Below are 22,035 nucleotides of genomic sequence, written 5' to 3'. Positions count from 1 at the left end.
ACTTCTTTGCTGAATACACTGACCAACCTCGGCAATAAATAGAACCGCCCGAGAATTCGAGTCGGCATCCAAAAACAAGCTCGCCACTTTAAATTGACCATTCCGCGCAACAAGGCAATTAATGCCCGTCGTTAACTCCAATTTCGGAATTAACTCACGGCCTGAAGAACGCGCGGTGCGATTGCTTTATCAAATAAAAACTGAATAACCGGAAAAGCGGATATTGACGCGACAATTCCCGGTTGGGGATGATGGCCAGCTGACAAAACCAACGGAATCAGCCGCATGGCTTATCGCAAAACGCATCGCGTGTTATTTACCTTTCATATGGCGGCCATAGCCGGGCTGGTTGTTGCCATGGCTCCGACTGAATTACCCGAATTTTTCCGAATTATCCTGCCAGGTTTGTTTTGCAGTGTATTGCTGGTCGGCAATATGGCTCGGCATATTCTGAAACTGGCTTTTAAACGGGTGGCCAAACACTTTTGGCAAATATTGTTGCGTATTGGCCTATGCGTGGTTGTGTGGTGGATATTCTGGCTGTTATTGCGCGTGGGCTTTCATGCGCTTAGCGCGCAAGGCGTGGATTTGAGTCTGGCGGGCTCACTCACCGCCTCCATCTGGGCGGCTTATGGACTGACCAGCGCCGCGATCACGCTACTGGCGCTGGCGTGCACGCCAGCCGCACGCGGCACGCTGGCCCATCTGCGCGGTCGCCCCAAAGGCATGCTGGCGCATTAACCGTGCCGCGCGCCGGGCGTGACGATCCAGGTCATCCGGCTACGCCGCATGTAGGCCAAAGCTGGCTTTCGGGCCGCGCCTTGCAGTTCTATCCTTAGCGACAACACGCCTCGCCCTCGGCGCAGGCGCTTTGTTTGCGCCGCGATCACGCGCCGGATAATGCGAAGCACGTTCCCATAAAGGAAGCCCGCCATGCCTCACGCTCTGCACAACACGCTCAAAACCCTGCCCGATACCGCCCCTGCCTTGCAGTACTACAGCCTGCCCGCGCTTGAAGCTGCAGGGATCGGCCCGATCAGCCGCTTGCCGGTGTCGATCCGGCTGGTGCTGGAATCGGTACTGCGCAATTGCGACGGCAAAAAGGTGACCGAAGAGCATGTGCGGCAACTGGCCAACTGGAAGCCCACCGGCCACCGCGTGGACGAAATCCCGTTTGTAGTGGCGCGCGTGGTGCTGCAGGACTTTACCGGCGTACCGTTGCTGGCCGACCTGGCCGCCATGCGCAATGTGGCGGACAAATTGGGCAAAAACCCCAAGTTGATCGAACCGCTGGTGCCGGTGGATCTGGTGGTCGATCACTCGGTGCAAGTGGATTACTACGGCACGCCCGACGCGCTGCGCAAGAACATGGAAATGGAATTCCAGCGCAATAGCGAGCGCTATCAATTCATGAAATGGGGCATGCAGGCCTTCGATACCTTCAAAGTGGTGCCGCCCGGCGTCGGCATCGTGCACCAGGTTAATCTGGAATATCTGTTCCGTGGCGTGCAGGTGCGCGATGGCATTGCCTTTCCAGATACCCTGGTCGGCACCGATAGCCACACCACCATGATCAATGCGGTGGGCGTGGTGGGCTGGGGCGTTGGCGGCATTGAGGCTGAAGCGGGCATGCTGGGCCAGCCCGTGTATTTTTTAACGCCCGATGTGATCGGCGTGGAGTTGTCAGGCCACTTGCGTGAAGGCGTCACCGCCACTGATCTGGTGCTGGCCGTTACCGAATTGCTGCGCCATGAAAAAGTAGTGGGCAAATTCGTCGAATTCTTCGGCCCGGGCACCGCCAGCCTGACCGTAACCGACCGCGCCACCATCGCCAATATGGCGCCGGAATATGGCGCAACCATGGGCTTTTTTCCGGTTGATGAGAAAACCATCGCTTATCTGCAGGGCACCGGGCGCACCGATGCCGAAATCGCGCAATTCGAGGCCTACTTTAAAGCGCAGAATCTGTTCGGCATTCCGCAAGCGGGCGAGATCGATTACACCCGGGTGGTAAAGCTGGATCTGGATGGCATCGTGCCCAGCCTGGCTGGCCCGAAACGACCGCAAGACCGCATCGCATTGACGGCGATGAAGACCAGCTTTAACAGCCTGTTTGCCGCCCCGGTTACTGCGAATGGCTTCAACAAGAAATCATCGCAACTGGCTGAGCGCTACCCCACCGCCAGGCAAGGCATCGATATCGGCAATGGCGATATATTGATTGCCGCCATTACCAGTTGCACCAACACGTCCAACCCGGGCGTGATGCTGGCCTCGGGCCTGCTGGCCAAAAAGGCAGTCGAGAAAGGGCTGAGCGTTAAACCGCACATCAAAACCAGTCTGGCACCCGGATCACGCGTGGTCACTGAATACCTGACGCGCACCGGCTTGCTTGAGCCGTTGGCGCAATTGGGCTTTGCCCTCGCCGGCTATGGCTGTACCACCTGTATCGGCAATGCGGGCGATCTGGCGCCCGAATTCAACGAGGCCATCCAGCTGCATGACGTGGTGGCGGCGGCCGTGCTCTCGGGCAACCGCAATTTTGAAGCGCGCATCCATCCGAATATCCGCGCCAACTTTCTGGCCAGCCCGCCGCTCGTGGTGGCGTTTGCCATCGCCGGCCGCGCCAATATTGATCTGACCACCGAACCGCTGGGCACGGGCAAGGATGGACAGCCAGTGTACTTGCGCGACATCTGGCCCAGCAGCGATGAAGTCGCCGAGCTGCTGAAATTTGCGCTCGACCCTGAAGTGTTCCGCACGCTGTATAGCGACCTGACCAAGGACCTGGATTTGTGGAACAACATTCCCGCGCCGCAAGGCCAGGTCTATAGCTGGCCCGAATCCACCTATATTGCGCGGCCGCCTTTCTTTGACCAGTTCAGCCCTACGCCGGGCAGCATTGACGACATCAAGGGCGCGCGGGCCTTGCTGGTACTGGGTGATTCGGTGACCACCGACCATATCAGCCCGGCCGGCTCGTTTGGCGAAAAAACCCCGGCTGGACAGTATCTGATCGCCCATGGCGTGGCGCGCCCGGACTTCAATAGTTATGGCTCACGACGCGGCAATCACGATGTGATGATCCGCGGCACCTTTGCCAATGTGCGCGTCAAGAATCTGATGTTGCCGGCCAAAGCCGATGGCGGGCGGGTCGAAGGCGGCTTTACGCTGCTGGATAACACGCTGTCCACCGTCTACGACGCTGCGCAGGCCTATATGGAACGTGGCGCGCCGACGATCGTGTTTGCCGGCGAAGAATACGGCACGGGCTCCAGCCGCGACTGGGCCGCCAAAGGCACGCTGTTGCTGGGTGTAAAAGCCGTGATTGCCAAGAGCTTTGAGCGTATTCACCGCAGCAATCTGGTGGGCATGGGGGTATTGCCGCTGCAATTTAAAGGCAACGACAGCGTGCAATCGCTGGGCATTACCGGCAACGAACTGTTTGCTGTGCTGGGCGTGGACGAACACCTGAAGCCGCAGCAAGACCTGACTCTGGTGATCTGCCATCCGGACGGCCAGAAACAGCATATACCGGTGCTGTGCCGCATCGATACGCCAATCGAAGTGGATTACTACAAACACGGCGGCATCTTGCCGTATGTGTTGCGCGACCTGCTGCACTGACCCTGGCGATGGCCTGAAGACGGGCGCTGCGCGGCGGTTTCGCGCGCGCCCGCGTTTGCGCGTACAATTACGCGTTTTTTGCCAGCCGGATTGATCATGCCCGACCTTATCCGCGAAGTGGGCCGCCGCCGCACGTTCGCCATCATTTCGCACCCGGATGCGGGTAAAACCACGTTGACTGAAAAGCTGCTGCTGTTTTCGGGCGCGATTCAGCTCGCCGGCACCGTCAAAGGCAAAAAAGGCGGCAAGTTTGCCACTTCCGACTGGATGGACATCGAAAAGCAACGCGGCATTTCGGTGGCCTCGTCCGTGATGCAGTTTGATTATCGTGAACACGTGGTCAATCTGCTCGACACCCCGGGCCACCAGGACTTCTCGGAAGATACCTATCGCGTGTTGACCGCTGTCGATTCGGCGCTGATGGTGATTGACGCGGCCAAGGGTGTGGAAGAACAAACCATCAAATTACTGAACGTCTGCCGCTTGCGCCACACGCCCATCGTCACGTTCATGAACAAATATGACCGCGAAGTGCGCGACAATCTTGAGCTGCTGGACGAAGTCGAGTCCGTACTCAATATCAATTGCGCGCCAGTGACGTGGCCGATCGGGATGGGCAAAACCTTCCGCGGCGTGTACCACATCCTTAACGACCAGATTCTGCTGTTCAAATCGGGCGAAGGCCGCAACGACGTCAGCGAGATTATCGAAGGTCTGGACAACCCGCGGCTGGATGAGCTGTTTCCGCTGGAAATCGAACAGACCCGTATGGAACTGGAACTGGTGCGCGGCGCTTCGCATCCGTTTGATCTGGAACAGTTTTTGGCGGGCTCGCTCACGCCGGTGTTCTTTGGTTCGGCCATCAACAACTTTGGCGTACGCGAAATCCTGAATGCGCTGGTCGATTGGGCGCCCGCCCCGGCCGAACGCGACGCCACCTCGCGCGCCGTTGCGCCCACCGAGGAAAAATTCTCGGCCTTTGTCTTCAAGATTCAAGCCAATATGGACCCGCGCCATCGCGACCGCATTGCGTTCTTGCGGGTGTGTTCGGGCCAGTTTGAGCGCGGCATGAAGTTCAAGCATCTGCGACTTGGCCGCGAAATCGCCGCCAACTCGGTGGTGACCTTTATGGCGCAGGGCCGCGAGCAGGTCGAAGAGGCCTATGCGGGCGACATTATCGGCCTGCCTAATCACGGCAACATCCAGATCGGCGATTCGTTCTCGGAAGGCGAAGTGCTGGCGTTTACCGGCATTCCTTACTTTGCACCGGAAATGTTCCGCATCGTGCGCATCCGTAACCCGCTCAAAATCAAACAGTTGCAGAAGGGTCTGCAGCAACTGGGCGAGGAAGGCGCGGTGCAGGTCTTCAAGCCGCTGAATGGCTCGGACCTGATCCTGGGTGCCGTGGGTGTACTGCAATTTGAAGTGGTCGCCAGTCGCCTGGCCAATGAATATGGGGTGGACGCCATGTTTGAGCCGATCACGATCTACACGGCGCGTTGGGTCAGCTGCCCGGACAGCAAAAAACTGGCTGAATTTGAGCGCGCGCTCGAAAACAACCTGGCGCGCGATGCCGCCAACAGCCTGGCGTATCTGGCCACCAGCCGCGTCAACCTCGATCTGACGCGCGAGCGCTGGCCCGATATCGTGTTCCACGCCACCCGGGAACACGCGGTCACACTGTAAAAAAGATTAAAAATGCACGTAATCGTGCGTCGCCAAGCTACAAAAAGCACCGGTTGTCCGGTGCTTTTTTTTATTGCCCCCGCTACGGCCGGGCTTTCCTATGCTGATGCAGTCGGCCGCCAGGCGGCGTCATTGCTAGTCGCGCGCGTAATTACTGTCTAAAGCCATCCGGAGCCTTGCAAAACGATTCAAATAGGCCACCGTCATATGTTGATTTACATCAAGTAATTGCCTGAAAAGCGCGCACAAAACGGCGTAGATAGTGGCGAGAAATTAACAAGGGCGCGGTGCTATTCTGCTCGCAGACAAGACTCGCGCAAGCCCTTGTAAGCCACTCGGGTACCGCACCACGGTTTGTCCATAAGACAGTCACCAAGGAGCATGAACATGAACGCACCGGAAATTAATCTGCAACTGGACGCCTGGCGTGGCTTTGCCGCCGGCGACTGGCAAAAGAAGGTCGCCACACGCGATTTTATCCAGTTGAACTACACACCGTATGCCGGTGACGATCAGTTCCTTGCTGGCCCCACCGCCCGCACCACACAGCTTTGGGAAGAACTGTCGGTACTGCTTAAAGAAGAACGCAAGCGCGGCGTGCTGGAAGTCTCCGCGCAAGTGGGCTCTTCGATCACTTCGCACGGCCCTGGTTATATCAATAAAGACCTGGAAACCATCGTAGGCCTGCAAACCGATGCCCCGCTGCGTCGCGCCATTATGCCCAACGGTGGTTTGCGCATGGTTCAGAACTCGCTGGCCGCGTATCACTTTGAAGAATCGCCGCTGATTGCCGAAATCTTTACCAAATATCGTAAAGACCACAACATGGGCGTGTTTGACGCCTACACCCCTGAAATCATGGCCTGCCGTCGCTCCGGCGTGATTACGGGTCTGCCTGACGCCTATGGCCGCGGCCGTATCATCGGTGACTATCGCCGCGTAGCCCTGTACGGCGTTGATTTCCTGATCGAAGACAAAAAACGCGAAAAAGCCGAGCTTGACGACGTGGCCTTTACCGAAGACGTGATCCGTCTGCGTGAAGAACTGTCCGAGCAAATCAAGGCGCTGGCCGAGCTGAAAAGCATGGGCCAGTCTTACGGCTTTGATCTGGCCCGTCCGGCAACTAATGCGCAAGAAGCCATCCAGTGGCTGTACCTCGGCTATCTGGCGGCGGTTAAAGAGCAAAACGGTGCTGCCATGTCGATTGGCCGCATTTCAACCTTCCTCGACATCTACATTCAGCGCGATCTGGACGAAGGCCGCTTAACCGAAGAACAAGCGCAAGAAATGATTGACCACATGGTCATGAAATTGCGCATCGTGCGCTTCTTGCGTACGCCGGAATACGATGAACTGTTCTCGGGCGACCCGACCTGGGTGACCGAGTCAATTGGTGGCGTCGGCATGGACGGCCGTCCGCTGGTCACCCGCACCAGCTTCCGTGTGCTGCACACACTGTATAACCTCGGCCCGGCGCCAGAACCCAACCTGACTGTGTTGTGGTCCACCTCTTTCCCGCAAGGTTTTAAAGAGTTCTGCTCGAAAGTGTCGATCGACACGTCGGCCATCCAGTATGAAAACGATGACTTGATGCGTCCGAAATGGGGCGACGATTATGCGATTGCCTGCTGCGTCTCGGCCATGGCGGTCGGTAAGCAGATGCAGTTCTTTGGCGCTCGCGTCAACGTGGCCAAGGCGCTGCTGTACGCAATCAACGGCGGCGTGGACGAAAAGACCGGCAAAGTAGTGGCCAAGGGTTTTGAACCGATCAAGGCCGACGTGCTTGATTTTGCCGAAGTCTCGGCCAAGTACGACAAGATGCTGGACTGGCTGGCCAAGACCTATGTGACGGCACTGAATTGTATTCACTACATGCACGACAAATACGCCTACGAAAGGATCGAAATGGCGCTGCATGATCGCGACATCCTGCGCACCATGGCATGCGGTATCGCGGGCTTGTCGGTGGCGGCAGATTCGCTGTCGGCCATCAAGCACGCCAAAGTGCACGTAGTTCGCAACGAGGCAGGCCTGGCCGTCGATTACAAGATCGAGGGCAGCTACCCGGCCTACGGCAATAACGATGATCGCGTTGACACCATCGCCGTTGCCATCACCGAACAGATGATGTCCAAGATCAAGGCGCAACCAGCGTTCTATCGCGATGCCACGCCGACCCAATCGGTGTTGACGATTACGTCGAACGTGGTGTACGGCAAAAAGACGGGCAATACGCCGGATGGCCGCCGCGCTGGCGCACCGTTCTCGCCCGGTGCAAACCCCATGAACGGCCGCGACGAAAACGGCTTTATCGCTGCAGGCTTCTCGGTTTCGAAGATTCCGTACGATGCCGCACTGGATGGCATCTCGTGGACGGCTTCGATGACCCCGGATGCGCTGGGCCATAACGAGCAAGACCGGGTGCGTACCCTCGCCGCTTCGATTGATGGCCTGTTTGGCCCGCATGGTGAAGGTGGTGGCTCTGCGTGCGATGCAACCGCGGCCGTCAAGAAGCAAGTGGACCAGTTGTTCCATCTGAACATGAACGTGCTAAACCGCGACACTCTGCAAGATGCGATGGAACACCCGGAAAACTATCCGCAACTGACCGTGCGGGTATCGGGCTACGCCGTCAACTTTGTCAAACTGACGCGCGAACAACAGCTGGACGTGATCAGCCGGACATTCCACGAACGCTGCTAAAACGCTAGTCTGATCAGTAGTGCCGGCCGGGGTGGCGTGCAAGCGTCACCCCGGCCTTTGCTTTGCAACCCGGATTTTTGAACTCAACCCGCACGGAGCCAACATGAACATCATTGAACTGAAAAAGGTGGGCGAAATTGCACCGCCTCTGTTCAACGAACAGGGTCAGCCCTGTGGCTACGTGCACTCCATCGAAACCGGCGCAGCCGTTGATGGTCCCGGCATGCGCTTTGCGCTGTTTGTGAGCGGCTGTCAGTTCCGTTGCTTGTACTGCCATAATCCGGACACCTGGAAGCTGCATAACGGCAAGCTCTACACCGTCGATGAGATTGTGGCCGAGATCGGCAAATACGCCAGTTTTTTGCGGGTGGCCGGTGGCTTGACCATTTCAGGTGGTGAGCCAATGATGCAAGCGCATTTCACCGGCGAAATCTTCCGCCGCGCCAAACACGATCTGAAGCTGCATACCGCCATCGATACGCAGGGCTTTTTGTCCGGCAACCTTGATGACGACTGGTTTGAGCCGATTGATCTGGTGCTGCTGGACATCAAGGAATTCAATTCAGCACGGCATGAGCGCCTGACCGGCAAGCCGGTTGAACCCACACTGGCGTTTGCCGAGCGCCTGGTGCGGCTTAAGAAAAAAGTCTGGTTGCGATATGTCCTGCTGCCCGGCTTCAGTGATTTCGCTGAAGACGTCGATGCACTGGCGCGCTTTGCCGCCAGCCTCGGCAATGTTGAGCGTGTGGAAGTGCTGCCGTTTCACAAACTCGGCGAACACAAGTGGGCCGACTTGGGCCTGACCTACGAGCTCACCGACGTACAACCGCCCTCGCGCGATCTGATCAAGCGCGTGCAGGCGCAATTTCGCGAGCATGGTTTGACCACGTATTGATGTGCGCAGCCGCCCGCACCCGCGCTGACGTGAAAACCTCGCCGGTTTTGGCGGTGCTGCGGCATGGCCGTGCTGCAGCGGCGCGCACGCATTTCGGTTAAACTCGGGCGGCTTATTTATTGATGAAGCCCATGTACGAACTCCTGATCGGCTTGCGCTATACCCGCGCCAAGCGCCGCAATAGTTTTATCTCGTTTATCTCCCTCGTTTCCATCCTCGGCATTGCCTTGGGTGTAGCTGCGTTGATCATCGTGCTGTCGGTCATGAATGGCTTTCAGAGCGAGGTGCGTGATCGCATTCTGGCGATGGCTGCACATGTGCAGATCAGCGGCCCGGAAAACCATCTGGCCAACTGGCAAGCCACCGCTAACCAGGTTAAAGGTACGGCGCACGTGATCGCCACCGCGCCCTATGTCATCGGCCAAGGCCTGATGACCAGTGGCGGCCAGGTGAAAGGCGCGCTGGTGCGCGGCATCGATCCGGCACAGGAGCCTGGCGTCAGCCCCACGCTGGGCAATGTGTTTGGTGGCAAGCTCACCAATCTGGTCCCGGGCGGCTTTGGCATTGTGCTGGGCTGGCAGTTAGCGGCCGATCTGGGCATCCATCCGGGTGACAAGGTGACGCTGATTACGCCCGATGGCCAGGTGACCCCGGCGGGATTGATTCCGCGCTTTCGCCAGTTCACCGTGGTTGGCCTGTTCCGCGCCGATTACTACCCGTACGACGCAGGCGTAGCGCTGATTCATATCAACGATGCGCAAAAGCTGTTCCGCATGGGCGACGATATTTCGGGCGTACGTTTGCGCCTGGATGATCCATTGCTGGCGCGCGACGTGGCCATGGGCCTGAGCAGCCAGATGCCCAACAATCTGGTCAGCGACTGGAGCATGGAAAATCCCACCTATTTCCGTGCTGTAGAAATCGAAAAACGCATGATGTTTTTGATTCTGACGCTGATCGTGGCAGTGGCGGCGTTTAACCTGGTATCCACGTTGGTGATGGTGGTGACGGATAAACAAGCCGATATCGCCATCCTGCGCACGCTAGGCGCATCGCCGGGCTCGATCATGAAGATCTTTATGGTGCAAGGCGCGGTCTCGGGCTTTGTCGGCACGGCCACGGGCGTGATTGGCGGCGTGTTGGTGGCGCTGAATATCGGCACCATCCTGCCCTTTTTTGAGCGCCTGTTTAACACCCGCTTTTTGTCGTCCGAGGTTTATCTGATCACCGAACTGCCATCACGCGTCGAATGGAATGATGTGACCAGCATTGCGCTGATCTCATTGCTGCTGGCGCTGCTGGCGACGATTTACCCGAGCTGGCGCGCATCGCGCGTCAATCCTGCGCAGGCGTTGCGTTATGAATAACCCCCAACCCACGCTGATTATTGAAGCCGTTGGCGTCGGCAAAACCTATCAAAGCGGCAAGCTCGAAACGCCCGTCTTGCAGGCGGTCGACTTTACCTTGGCCAAGGGCGAAACCGTGGCCATTGTCGGCGCATCAGGCTCCGGCAAATCCACCTTGCTGCACTTGCTGGGCGCGCTCGACAGCCTGGATCACGGCAGTTTGCGCATCCTCGGGCAAGATCCGCAAAAATTGTCTGAGCCGCAACGCGGCGCTTTGCGCAATCAGCATCTAGGCTTTGTGTATCAGTTCCATCATCTGCTGCCCGAATTTACCGCGGCCGAGAATGTGGCGATGCCATTGCTGATCCGGCGCATGCCCAGAGAGCAGGCACTGACGCAAGCCAAAGCGATGCTGGCGCGCGTAGGCCTGGGCCATCGCGACCATCACAAGCCCGGCGAGTTATCAGGCGGTGAGCGCCAGCGCGCCGCCATTGCACGCGCGCTGGTCACCCATCCAGCCTGCGTGCTGGCCGACGAGCCCACCGGCAACCTCGACCGCACCACGGCCGGCAATGTATTTGGCTTGATGCTGGAACTGAACCGCGAGCTGGGCACCAGCTTTGTGATCGTTACGCACGATACCGACCTGGCGCAGCGTTGCCAGCGGCAACTGCAATTGGCGGATGGTCAGTTGACCCCGCTGGTGGCTGTTCCCGCGCTGTAGCAAGCCGCGCTGACTGGATCGGTACCGGTGGAGGCAGGCATGAAGATCTACCGCACCGATCAGTATCCGTTGTGGCTGCCGCCGGGGCATCGCTTTCCGGCGCGCAAGTACGCCGTATTGTATGACGCCGTCAGTGCATTTGCCGCGCATCTGTTTGAAGACGCGCCCCTGGCCAGCGACGCCGAACTGGCACACGTCCACACCGCCGCCTATATCGAGGCAGTCACGCACGGCACACTCAGCAAAGCCGAACAGCAACAGATCGGCCTGCCCTGGTCGCCCGAACTGCCGCAGCGCTCGCGCGGATCAGTCGGCGCAACCTTGGCGGCCTGTCGCAGCGCATTGGTCAGCGGTTGCGGCGCCAGCCTCGCAGGCGGCACGCATCACGCCTATGCCGATCACGGCAGCGGTTTTTGCGTATTCAATGACAGCGCGGTGGCGCTAAAAGTATTGCTGGCGGAAGGCGTGGTGCGGCGCGCGATGGTGATCGACCTCGACGTACATCAAGGCAACGGCACCGCCAAACTACTGGCTGACGAGCCCTGTCTGTTTACGCTGTCCATCCACGGCGCGCACAACTTTCCCTTCACCAAAGAACACAGCGATCTCGATATCGAACTGGAAGACGGCTGCCAGGACGAGCATTACCTCGACGTACTGGAAAGCACGCTACCTGGCTTGCTCGGCGCGCATCATCCTGATCTGGTGATTTATCTGGCGGGGGCTGATGCCTATGCCGGGGACCGGCTCGGCCGCCTGGGCCTCACCAAAGCGGGCATGGCGCAGCGCGATCATCTGGTGATGGATTGGTGCGACCGCTTTGGCGTGCCAATGGCGATTACCATGGGCGGCGGTTATGCCACGCCCATCGAGGACACCGTTGCCATCCACGCCGCCACCCTGGCGGAGGCAGTGCGCCGCTACGGCCACGCGCACCACATCGGGGATTAGCGGGCGGGCGCTCGGCGCAGCAGTTAACCGGCCACCCACATATACAGCCGCTGAAACCAGGTCAGGCTGCGCCACCATGCTTCACCGCGTTGCAGCACTTCGTGGCCTTTCTCGGACAAATGCCATGCGCGCATGCCATTGGGCCAGTCGCGCGGACTTACCCAGCCGTAGTGCTTGAAGAAGCGCAGCCATAACGCCGCTTCCGCGCCGTAGCCATCCAGATAAGTCATCATCGACAGCGGGCCCGCTTCCAGCAGCGGATGGCCCGCCTGCATCCGGCGCATGACGCCCAGCGCGCGACGGGGACGGGGAATATCGAGTACTACATTGCTCATACCGAGCCTTTCCAGACAGTCTATGTTGCAGAGCAACAAAGCATAGCGCATGCCTGCTGCGCGCGGCCATCGCCGATTACCCCAACGCATTGATCTACGGCGACTTTTCAACGACAAACGGCGACCCGCAGGCCGCCGTTTTTACAATCGATTAATGACCGATTACGCGATGGTGACGCGTGCAAACTTGCGTTTGCCCACTTGCAGTACCACGGTTGCACCCTTGGCAATGGTCACATCGCGGCTGGCCACTTTCTCGCCATCAATCTTGACTGCGCCACCCTGGATGTCGCGGAACGCTTGCGACGTCGAAGGGACCAGCTGCGCTTCTTTCAGCACCTGCGCAATCGCCAGGCTGTCGCCTTCGGCCGTCAGCGTAAATTCGGGCATCTCGTCTGGAATGCCGCCTTTCTGAAAACGCGCTTCAAAATCAGCCAGCGCCTGCTCGGCAGCTGTCTGGCTATGGAAACGCGCCACCAGCTCTTGCGCCAGCAGCACCTTGATATCGCGCGGATTGCGGCCGTCGGCGATTTCCTGCTTGAAGCGCTCGATTTCGTCCAGACCGCGGAACGATAGCAGCTCGTAATAGCGCCACATCAGCGTGTCTGACACGCTCATCACCTTGCCGAAAATCTCGGTGGCGGGCTCATCGATGCCGATATAGTTGCCCAGCGATTTGGACATCTTGTTAACGCCATCCAGGCCTTCCAGCAGCGGCATCATCAACACCACTTGCGGCGCTTTGCCCGCTTGCTGCTGCAGCATACGCCCCATCAGCAGATTGAATTTCTGGTCGGTGCCGCCCAGCTCGATATCACTATTCATCGCCACCGAGTCATAACCCTGCAGCAGCGGATACATGAATTCATGCACGGCAATCGGCTGGTTGTTGGCAAAGCGCTTGCTGAAATCATCGCGTTCCAGCATGCGCGCCACCGTAATGCTGGATGCCAGCTTCAGCATGCCCGCCGCGCCCAACGCGTTGTGCCAGGTGGAGTTGAACATCACCTCGGTCTTTTCACGATCCAGAATCTTGAAGACCTGACGCTCATAAGTCTCGGCGTTGCGCTTGACGTCTTCTTCAGTCAGCGGCGGACGCGTGGTGTTCTTGCCGGTGGGGTCGCCAATGCGGCCGGTAAAGTCGCCGATCAGAAACTGCGCATCGTGGCCCAGGTCTTGCAATTGCCGCATCTTGTTGATCAGCACCGTGTGACCCAGATGCAGATCAGGCGCGGTCGGATCAAAACCGGCTTTTACTTTCAATGGCTTGCCACTGGTGCGGCTGTATTCCAGCTTCTTGATCAGATCATCAACGGGCAGGATTTCATCCGCGCCGCGCTGAAACACCTCCAGGGCGGCTTGGGTGGCAGGATGAAGAGGCGCTTTTTCTTGTTCAGACATGGATGTAAGGCAACCTGGCAAAGCGGCGACATGGGCCGGGAATGATGGCAGAAGGCGGGCAGCTTTGTTACGCTTCGGCGGCAGGGCTGCACCGGCTGGTGCACGATTCTAACTCAATCAGGCGGTTGGCCAGAAGCGCCGCCGCAGGAAGTCCCCATGAGCGCCATTCCCAGCGTTAACCTGACCGCCACCCCACGCGATCTTTATATTGGCTTGATGACCGGCACCAGCCTGGATGGCATCGACGCCGTGCTGGTCGATCTGACCGACGCCACGCCGCAATTGCTGGGCGCACAGGCAATGCCGCTGCCCATCGAGCTGCGCCAGCAACTGATGCAATTGCAAGCCGCTGCGCCCGATGAACTCCATCACGCCTGTCTGGCGGGCAATGCGCTGGCGCGCGCGTATGCGATTGCGGTAGAGCAATTGCTGGCGCAAAGCAGCGTAGCGCCCGCCGAAATTCGTGCCATCGGCAATCATGGCCAGACCGTGCGACATCGGCCGGAACTGGGCTACACCGTGCAATTGGGCAATCACGCTTTGCTGGCCGAGCTGACTGGCATCACCGTTGTGGGTGATTTTCGCAGCCGCGATGTGGCGGCCGGTGGCCAGGGCGCACCACTGGTGCCCGCGTTTCATCAGGCGATTTTTGGCCAGACCGGCGAGCCGTGTGTAATCGCCAATGTGGGCGGTATTGCCAATATCACGCTGCTGGATGGCGCGGGCGGCATCAAGGGGTTCGATACGGGTCCTGGCAATGTGCTGATGGATAGCTGGATTCATCAACATCAAGGCCATAGCTATGACGCCGATGGCGCATGGGCCGCCAGCGGCAAGGTGTTACCCGAGCTGTTGGCACAATGGTTGCAACTACCCTACTTTGCCCAGGTGCCGCCCAAAAGTACGGGGCGCGATCTGTTTCATGCCGACTGGTTGCGTGATCAGGTCTGGGCCAACGCCTATGCGCCTGTCGATGTGCAAGCCACGCTGTGCGCACTGACGGCACAAACACTGGCCGATGAGATTGCGCGCCACGGCCCGGGCGCGCGCGCGGTGTATTTGTGCGGTGGCGGGGCGCACAACCACACCCTGCGCGAGATGCTGGCCACCCGCCTGCCGGGCGTGCGCGTGGGCACAACCGCTTTGCTGGGCGTGGATCCCGACTGGGTGGAGGCCTATGCGTTTGCATGGCTGGCGTGGTGCTGCCTGAACGGCCAGCCCGGTAATTTGCCAAATGTGACGGGCGCGCAAGGTTACCGCATCCTCGGCGCCATCTACCCCGCGTAAGCGGCAGAGCCGCTGCCACGCATAGGATGGGGCCAGATCCACCCACCAAAGTGGCAGGACGCGCCAGTGTGGCGCGAGCATCTGGCTTTGATGGGCGGGTCTAGCCCCACCCGATGCGGTCAGATTCTTTGCCCACTGCCGGAGAAAATCCGCTTGCGCAAACAACGCCGATTTCACCGCAGCCGTGAACTATGCTGAATCCACATAACAAGCTGTGGAGGCAACATGCTGGCGCTGGCTCGTCGTCCTATCGTGTCGCAGTTTGTGTTGCTGGGCACTTTTGTCTGCGTAATTGTGTTTGGATCACTGGTGGTGTTCACCAGCCTTAGCGTGCGCGATACCGCGCAGACCATCGCCGAGCATTCCTTGCAAACCGAACTGCAATTGCTAAGCGACGCCTTTAAGCTGGCCTACACCGACGCCAGCGCGCGCACCGCCAGCATCGAAAACGCCTTCAACCGCCTCGAAGCCGACCCACCAACGCTGAGCGATGAGCGCGACAGCGCAGGCATCGCACAAATCAAAGCCGGCACGCGCACGCTTAACGGCGATAGTGCTCTGCTGCAGACTTTCAAACAGCAAACCGGCGCCGAGGCCGCGTTGATCGCCAAAGACGCGCAAGGCAAGCTTGTGCGCGTTAGCACGCTGCTTAAAGATCCCGCCGGCAAATCGATGGTGGGCAGCGTTATCAAGCCGGATGACCCGGTGGCCAAAGCCGTGCTGGCCGGGCAGATTTACACCGGCGTGGTGCTACGCAACGACAAGTACTACATGACGCGCGCGGTGCCACTCAAAAATGCGCAAGGCCAGGTCGGCGGCTGGTATCAGGTGCGCGTCGATCTCACCCCCGAGCTGACTTCGCTGCGCGCGATGATGCACAAGCTCACCATCGGCGAGACCGGCTACGTGTACGCCGTCGCGCCCACGCACGATGAGCATGTCGCGCGTTTTGTGGTGCATCCACAGCTGGAAGGCAAAACGGTGGATGGCGCGGGCGGCACCAATCAGATTGATTTGTTCAAGGCCATGTTCAGCCAGCAAAGCGGCTTGCAGCATTATCAATTACCCAATCCGGCCAACAACAACCAGCCGGAAGACAAAATGGTGGCGTTTACTCATGTCGATGGCTGGAACTGGACCGTGGCGGCGGGCAGTTTTACTCGCGAATTTATCGGCCACAGCATCACGCTGCGTAATCGCTTGCTGATGTTTAGCGTTGCGCTGGCCGTCGTCACGCTGGCTTTGCTGTACTTTGGCTTGCGTCTCAAGCTGGCGCCGCTGGGCCATGTGGTGCGGGCGGTCGACCGCTTCGGTAAGGGCGACCTGACCGCGCGAATCCCTCTGGCGGCCACGCGGGATAGCCGGAATGAAATCGACCAACTGTCGCTGCAGTTCAACCAGGCCGCGCAGGGTTTGCAGAATCTGATTGGCGACGTGCGCCAGACCGCGGGCCAGGTCGACCAGGCCAGTGACCGTTTTGACGTCGCCATCGGACGCATGGCCAGTGACATGCGCCAGCAAAGCGAATCCGCTTCGGCCATGGCCGCCACGGTGCAGCAAATCACCGTCAGCATCTCGCATATCGCCGACCATGCCGGCGATGCCTCCGGCGCGGCACAACAAGCGGAGGGCGCATCGTGCTCCGGCAACCAGGTGGTGACGCGTATGGAAGCGCAAATGCGTGAACTGGGCGGCGCGGCCGAGCATGCGGCGGTGCGCATCAAAACGCTGGGCCAGCGCTCGGCGGAAATCTCCGGCATCGTCAAAGTAATCAAGGACATCGCCGACCAGACCAATCTGCTGGCGCTGAACGCGGCCATCGAAGCCGCGCGTGCGGGCGAGCAAGGCCGCGGCTTTGCCGTGGTGGCGGACGAGGTGCGGCAGTTGGCCGAACGCACTACCGGCGCCACTCAGCAAATCGGTCGCCTGATCGAGATGATCGTCAGCGAAACCGGCCATGTTGCCGCCGAAATCGTGGATGTGTCCGGCCGCATGCAAAGCGGCGTTACGCTGGCCAGCGCTACGGGCGATGCGCTGACCACCATCGCCGGCCACACCGGACGCACCGCCGCCATCATTGCCGATATCGCGCATGCCACGCGTGAACAATCGTCGGCCAGTGCGGTGCTGGCGCAGAACGTCGAGGCCGTAGCGCAGACCGCGCAAAGCAATGCCGGCGTAGTCGAAACCAATCGCGAAGAGGCGCGCCAGCTACGCCAACACGCGCAAACGCTGCAAGGTAAACTCGCCCGCTTTCAGGTGTAAGCGGCAGAATTGCCACACTGACATGACCGCGATTCCCTGACAGCGGCAATCAGGTAGACTACGGCCGAATCCGCTCTGGAGCCTGGCTCGTTCATGCAATCACATAATCAGTTTTCGCTGTTCGGTACCCGCCGTTTTCTGCCGCTGTTTATCACGCAGTTTTTTGGCGCGTTTAACGACAACCTGTTCAAGAATGCGTTTCTGGTAATGATCGTCTATGCCGGGTTAAGTGCAGGCGGCATGGATTCGCAAACACTGATCGGCGCATCGGCCGGCATCTTTATCCTGCCGTTCTTTTTGTTCTCGGCCGTGTCGGGTCAATTGGCGGAAAAGTTCGACAAGGCCAGGATGGCGCGGGCGGTCAAACTGCTCGAAGTGCTGATCATGCTGGCGGCCGGTTATGGCTTCTGGCAGCACAACGCCTATGTGTTACTGGGCTGCCTGTTCATGATGGGCGTGCATTCCACCTTGTTTGGGCCGCTCAAATATTCGGTGCTGCCGCAATATCTGCAGCCGCGCGAACTGATGGCGGGCAATGGCCTGATCGAAGGCGGCACCTTTATCGCCATTTTGCTGGGCCAGATTGCCGGCACCGTCATCGTGCAGCATCAGCCGCATGGCGAAACGATGATCATCTGGGCCTGCGTGGCCGTGGCCGTCATTGGTCTGCTGGCCAGCCGCAGTATGCCGCCTGCGCCCGCCCCCGCGCCCGATCTGAAAATCTCGTGGAATGTGCTGGGCGAGACCTGGCGCATCATCAATTTCTCGCGCCAGAACAAGACGGTATTCAACAGCTTGCTGGGCTTGTCGTGGTTCTGGTTTGTCGGCGCCATCTATCTCACCTATCTACCTGAGATGTCGAAAGTGGTGCTGCACGGCGATGCCTCGGTTTACACGCTGCTGATCACGCTGTTCTCGGTGGGCATTGGTGCGGGTTCGGTGCTGTGCGACAAGCTGTCCGGCCACAAGATCGAGGTCGGTCTGGTGCCGTTTGGTTCGATGGGTTTGTCGGCCTTTGGCATTGATTTGTACTTTGCGCTGGGCCATTCCCCGCTGGGCAATTACGACTGGATCAGCTTTTTGCGTGACAGTGGCCATTGGCGCGTGATGTTTGATCTGGCGTTGCTGGGCGTGTTTGGCGGCTTCTATACCGTCCCGTTGTATGCACTGATCCAGACGCGCTCGGACAAACGCTTTGTCTCGCGCGCCATCGCCGCCAACAACATCCTTAACTCGCTGTTTATGGTGGTGGCGTCCGCGATGGGCATCGCGCTGATTAAAGCCGGCCTGAGCATTCCCGCACTGCTATTGACCGTAGCGCTGCTGAATGTGCTGGTGGCCATCTATATCTACACGCTGATTCCCGAATTTTTGATGCGCTTTCTGGTGTGGATTTTGATCGGTCTTTTGTACCGCATCAAAGAACGCGGCCTGGAAAACATTCCGGATGAAGGCCCGTGCGTGCTGATCTGCAACCACGTCAGCTTTATGGACGCCATGGTCATCGCCGGCACGGTGCGCCGCCCGGTGCGTTTTGTAATGGACCATCGTATCTTCAAGATTCCGGTACTTAACTTTATCTTTCGCGTGGCTGGGGCGATCCCGATTGCGCCCGCCAAAGAAGACCCTACGCTCAAAGACAAAGCATTTGATCGCGTGGCGCAATATCTGGCGGAAGGCGAAGTGGTGTGCATTTTTCCGGAAGGCGCCATTACGCGGGATGGTGAAATTCGCACCTTCCGCCCCGGCATTGAGGAAATCATCAAGCGCACGCCCGTGCCGGTGATCCCGATTGCGCTGCAAGGTCTGTGGGGCAGTTTCTTCAGCCGTAAAGATGGCGCCGCGATGATGAAGATGCCGCGCCGCTTCTGGTCCCGCATCGGCTTTAATGTCGGCGCTCCAGTACCGGCCGAAGCGGCCGACCGCATGGCGCTGGAGGCGCGTGTGCGCGAGCTGCGGGGCGACTGGAAGTAAGCCGCCGCATCGTTAAAAACGGGTTTGTCCGCCTGCGCCCCGGCGCGCCAAGGCGGGCAAACCCGCTTTTTTATATCGGTGCATAAGCGCACAACACTTGCACTTGTCCGTCAGAACATCCCCGATTCCGCACCGCAACAGGCCGAAAAGCGCCTACGCCATAGCCGTCCATGCACCGGCTTAACGCACCTGCGGCGCTCGCTAAGATGGCTCCACGTCGAGCCACTGCAATCCGGCAGCTGGCCCGAATGGTGAAGTAGCACGATCGTAATCCCTTCAAAAGGAGAAACATCATGGCGCACAACAACCAACACACGAACAACGATTCCAAATCGAATTCCCAACAATCGCAAGCCGGCAGCAGCAAGCAGCAAACCGGCAATAGCCGTAGCAGCAGCTCCCCTGCGTCTTCGAAGAACCAGGTGAGCGGCCAGCAAGGTGGCTCGCACGAGCAACACGTTAATGCCGGTCGCCAAAGCCACAAGAACAGCTAAGGCTGCTTGTAGCGCATTCGCTTTACGCGGATGACCGACAGAAAAACGGCGCCTTGAGCGCCGTTTTTTTATGCCTGCTCGTCCTGCGTAGATGTTTTGACGGATGCCGTGTCATACGGTGGGTCTAGACCCACCACCCAAAGTGGCATGCCAAGCTCACCCGACATAGCAAACCACATTGAGTGGTGGGTCTAGACCCACCCTACCGCCTGGCTTAGTTCAGCGAATCGTCCGGGTAGAACTTGACGCCCTGGCCGCTTAGCTTGGGCGCCAGCGTTTTGCCCTTCACATCCACCTCATACATCCATACGCCCGGCGCGACTTCACCCACGCCCTTGCCTTCCTCGGCGCCACCGGCCTTGCCATCCGGGCTGAAGGTCCAGCCCTTGGTCACAAACTCGTTGTAGGTATCGGCTTTGTCGAACACAAACACCACGTTATAGGTTTTGTGGCCCTTGCCCCAGCTGCTGGGCGCGTGCGACATCTTCATATAGGTGGCGTGTTTGGTCGCAGTCTCGACGGCCATGCCGTTACCGAAAATGCCACCCGTCAGCACTTTACTGGCGTTGCTAAACGTGGCGTAGCCTGCAGCCGCACTCACTTTGGCCTTGGCGGACGGGTCGGCCGCGTACAGCGCGTCCAGTTCATGCGACGACTGCGTGCGCAGTGCGTCACGCTTTTCCGCCACATTGCTGGTGGCGTTTTCGGCGGCAAAGCCGGGCACCGCAACGGCCAGCAAGCTGCCAGCCAGTAATACCTGGGTCCAGAGTCGGGATCGGGTCATGTTGTTTCTCCGTGTTTTAGCTTTTGGGTAAGGCTTAGTGCGCAGGCGTAACGGCCACGGCAATCTCTTCCGTAATCACCGCCACCACCTGATCACCTTGCTTGATGTCACGCAAAACGGCCGGGTCGTCGATCTTGACGTCCACCACGCGACCCTTTGGCCCCTTCAGCGTGGCTATGCCGGTTTTATGGTCCACTTTGAGCACATTAGCCACCAGCGTCTGGCGTCTTGCTTCGTAGCCGCCCGGCTTGTCGCCCTGTGGGGCGGACGCTTGCACAGAAGTCTCGACATCCTCACGAATACCCTCGCCGCCTTTGCGCAAAGCCAGCGCCACGGCCACTTTGTATTCCGCCTGCACGCGATCACCCACTTTCAGTTGAGCAAAATTCTTGACCGATTCGTCCACCCGAATCTGCACAACGCGGCCCTTGTCGCCCTTGATGGTGATCTCGCGCGTGGCCGGATCAATGGCCTGGATGACACCACCGGCGCGCTCTTCGGTGGACGCCACGCCCGCGTCAGCCACTTTGGGCACGTCTTCAGCCATCGCCACCGACAGGCTGGTAGCCAACGTTAACGCCAACAACGAAAGATGCATTTTTTTCATGAGGCAGACTCCATTACGACCAGAAAAAAGGAAAAGATCCCAGCGCTAAAAGCTGTAGCCAACGCCCGCGCCATAAGTCAGCTGATTGGGTGTGCCGCGTTGGGTCACGATCGGGGTATCCGCGGCGGCGGCAATCAGGCGTTGCTCGATCACGCCCACGCCGACAAACCATTTCGGCGCCACGCGCACCACCGCGCCCAGCCAGCCGTACACCTGCTGACTGCCGCCGTGGGCATCGAAGGCCGGCAAGCCGCTGGCCGCCGCGCCTGCGCTGCTCACTCCGTAATAGGTATTCATAAAGCTATGGCTGCCCCAGCCATAGCCCAAGCCCGCGCCCAGCAATATTCGGGGCGAAGCGGGCAGCCAGACAGAGCCATATACCGAGCCGCGCGCGCCGGTATATTCCTGGCCCGCATTGGTCATCACATAGGTATAAAGACGCACGCGATAGGGCACGCCCCCGGCATGCAGATATTCGTAGCCAACAAACGCACCGCCTTCCATGGTGTTGTGGATGCCGGGCAAGGCGTCCAGCACCGGGTCATCCAGATCGCTGCGCCCCAACCGGATACCCAACACCGGGCCCCAACGGAACGACGAACCGGGCGCGCCCAGGTCCAGCTGCGCCACCGGGCCATACCATTCCAGCGTGTAATGTTCGCTGTGGTATTCCAGCGCAGGCATCACGCCCACCAGCGTGTCTTTGCAGCCGGTGCACTGGGTGGTCACCCCTACGCCGACGCCCGCCAGATTGGGCAAGTCAGGCAGGTCGATGGCGGCATGCGCCAGGCCAGCAGCGCTCATGCACACACAAAACAGAATTCGTATCAGATTACGCAAGGGGGCGACTCCAGCTGAACAATCGGACAAGCTCGGCGCGGGCACTTCATTAAAGATGACGAATTGCCGAACCCCAAGTGGTATCGCACGCTAAAACATTGCTACCCTTACGTCTT

17 protein-coding genes are annotated in these 22,035 nt (G+C 59.2%); 12 read left to right on the top strand and 5 right to left on the bottom strand.

The genetic code is table 11. The features are described 5' to 3' along the window. Positions 1-285 precede the first annotated feature (285 nt). The 8 genes from WG78_RS01365 to WG78_RS01325 all read left to right on the top strand — a co-directional run bounded on the left by WG78_RS01365 (position 286) and on the right by WG78_RS01325 (position 11,932). Positions 286-741: a hypothetical protein gene (locus WG78_RS01365; RefSeq protein ID WP_053935984.1), complete on the top strand. Its 456-nt coding sequence runs from the start codon at positions 286-288 to the stop codon at positions 739-741. Positions 742-933: 192 nt separating this feature from the next. Next, on the top strand, positions 934-3,627 hold the full coding sequence (acnA, locus tag WG78_RS01355) for an aconitate hydratase AcnA (protein ID WP_053935982.1): 2,694 nt from the start codon (positions 934-936) through the stop codon (positions 3,625-3,627). A gap of 96 nt (positions 3,628-3,723) precedes the next feature. Further along, positions 3,724-5,313, top strand: a complete 1,590-nt coding sequence (locus WG78_RS01350) for a peptide chain release factor 3 (RefSeq protein WP_053935981.1) — start codon at positions 3,724-3,726, stop codon at positions 5,311-5,313. Between the two features lie 387 nt (positions 5,314-5,700). Beyond that, complete coding sequence (pflB, locus tag WG78_RS01345; protein ID WP_152969009.1) at positions 5,701-8,016, top strand: formate C-acetyltransferase; 2,316 nt, start codon at positions 5,701-5,703, stop codon at positions 8,014-8,016. Between the two features lie 103 nt (positions 8,017-8,119). Continuing rightward, positions 8,120-8,911 (top strand): pyruvate formate-lyase-activating protein, encoded by a 792-nt coding sequence (pflA, locus tag WG78_RS01340; RefSeq protein WP_053935979.1) that lies wholly within the window; start codon positions 8,120-8,122, stop codon positions 8,909-8,911. Between the two features lie 131 nt (positions 8,912-9,042). Next, the gene (locus tag WG78_RS01335) at positions 9,043-10,278 is read left to right on the top strand and encodes a lipoprotein-releasing ABC transporter permease subunit (RefSeq protein WP_201782316.1); all 1,236 of its coding nucleotides are present in this window, start codon (positions 9,043-9,045) and stop codon (positions 10,276-10,278) included. Further along, the gene (lolD, locus tag WG78_RS01330; protein ID WP_053935977.1) at positions 10,271-10,981 is read left to right on the top strand and encodes a lipoprotein-releasing ABC transporter ATP-binding protein LolD; all 711 of its coding nucleotides are present in this window, start codon (positions 10,271-10,273) and stop codon (positions 10,979-10,981) included. The genes WG78_RS01335 and lolD overlap by 8 nt, the downstream gene beginning before the upstream one ends. Before the next feature lie 39 nt (positions 10,982-11,020). Then, the gene (locus tag WG78_RS01325; RefSeq protein WP_053935976.1) at positions 11,021-11,932 is read left to right on the top strand and encodes a histone deacetylase family protein; all 912 of its coding nucleotides are present in this window, start codon (positions 11,021-11,023) and stop codon (positions 11,930-11,932) included. Positions 11,933-11,955: 23 nt separating this feature from the next. On the opposite strand, the gene WG78_RS01320 is transcribed toward WG78_RS01325, so the two are convergent. Both WG78_RS01320 and tyrS read right to left on the bottom strand, forming a co-directional pair. Beyond that, a complete protein-coding gene (locus WG78_RS01320; RefSeq protein ID WP_152969008.1) occupies positions 11,956-12,267 on the bottom strand; it encodes a hypothetical protein in 312 nt (103 codons plus the stop codon). A 162-nt stretch (positions 12,268-12,429) separates the two neighbouring features. Beyond that, complete coding sequence (tyrS, locus tag WG78_RS01315; protein ID WP_053935974.1) at positions 12,430-13,668, bottom strand: tyrosine--tRNA ligase; 1,239 nt, start codon at positions 13,666-13,668, stop codon at positions 12,430-12,432. 156 nt (positions 13,669-13,824) lie between these two features. Here tyrS and WG78_RS01310 point away from each other — a divergent pair, with 156 nt between their 5' ends. The 4 genes from WG78_RS01310 (at position 13,825) to WG78_RS01295 (ending at position 19,688) form a co-directional block, all read left to right on the top strand. After that, a complete protein-coding gene (locus WG78_RS01310) occupies positions 13,825-14,955 on the top strand; it encodes an anhydro-N-acetylmuramic acid kinase (protein WP_053935973.1) in 1,131 nt (376 codons plus the stop codon). 225 nt (positions 14,956-15,180) lie between these two features. Continuing rightward, positions 15,181-17,220 carry a methyl-accepting chemotaxis protein gene (locus WG78_RS01305; RefSeq protein ID WP_053935972.1) on the top strand — a complete coding sequence of 680 codons (2,040 nt, stop codon included), beginning with the start codon at positions 15,181-15,183 and terminating at the stop codon, positions 17,218-17,220. Positions 17,221-17,313: 93 nt separating this feature from the next. Beyond that, positions 17,314-19,194 carry an MFS transporter gene (locus WG78_RS01300; protein WP_053935971.1) on the top strand — a complete coding sequence of 627 codons (1,881 nt, stop codon included), beginning with the start codon at positions 17,314-17,316 and terminating at the stop codon, positions 19,192-19,194. A 293-nt stretch (positions 19,195-19,487) separates the two neighbouring features. Further along, positions 19,488-19,688 carry a hypothetical protein gene (locus WG78_RS01295; RefSeq protein ID WP_053935970.1) on the top strand — a complete coding sequence of 67 codons (201 nt, stop codon included), beginning with the start codon at positions 19,488-19,490 and terminating at the stop codon, positions 19,686-19,688. Between the two features lie 214 nt (positions 19,689-19,902). Here WG78_RS01295 and WG78_RS01290 read toward each other — a convergent pair whose 3' ends face one another. From WG78_RS01290 to WG78_RS01280, 3 genes are read right to left on the bottom strand one after another with little or no spacing between them, the layout of a single operon-like run. Next, on the bottom strand, positions 19,903-20,472 hold the full coding sequence (locus tag WG78_RS01290) for a lipid-binding SYLF domain-containing protein (RefSeq protein WP_152969007.1): 570 nt from the start codon (positions 20,470-20,472) through the stop codon (positions 19,903-19,905). Positions 20,473-20,506: 34 nt separating this feature from the next. Beyond that, a complete protein-coding gene (locus WG78_RS01285; RefSeq protein WP_053935968.1) occupies positions 20,507-21,079 on the bottom strand; it encodes a hypothetical protein in 573 nt (190 codons plus the stop codon). A gap of 45 nt (positions 21,080-21,124) precedes the next feature. Continuing rightward, positions 21,125-21,919: a MipA/OmpV family protein gene (locus WG78_RS01280; protein ID WP_201782314.1), complete on the bottom strand. Its 795-nt coding sequence runs from the start codon at positions 21,917-21,919 to the stop codon at positions 21,125-21,127. Between the last annotated feature and the right edge of the window lie 116 nt (positions 21,920-22,035).

Origin of the sequence: Amantichitinum ursilacus (genome assembly GCF_001294205.1) — a bacterium.
GTDB lineage: Bacteria > Pseudomonadota > Gammaproteobacteria > Burkholderiales > Chitinibacteraceae > Amantichitinum > Amantichitinum ursilacus.
This window is presented reverse-complemented; position numbering and strand designations above follow the sequence as displayed.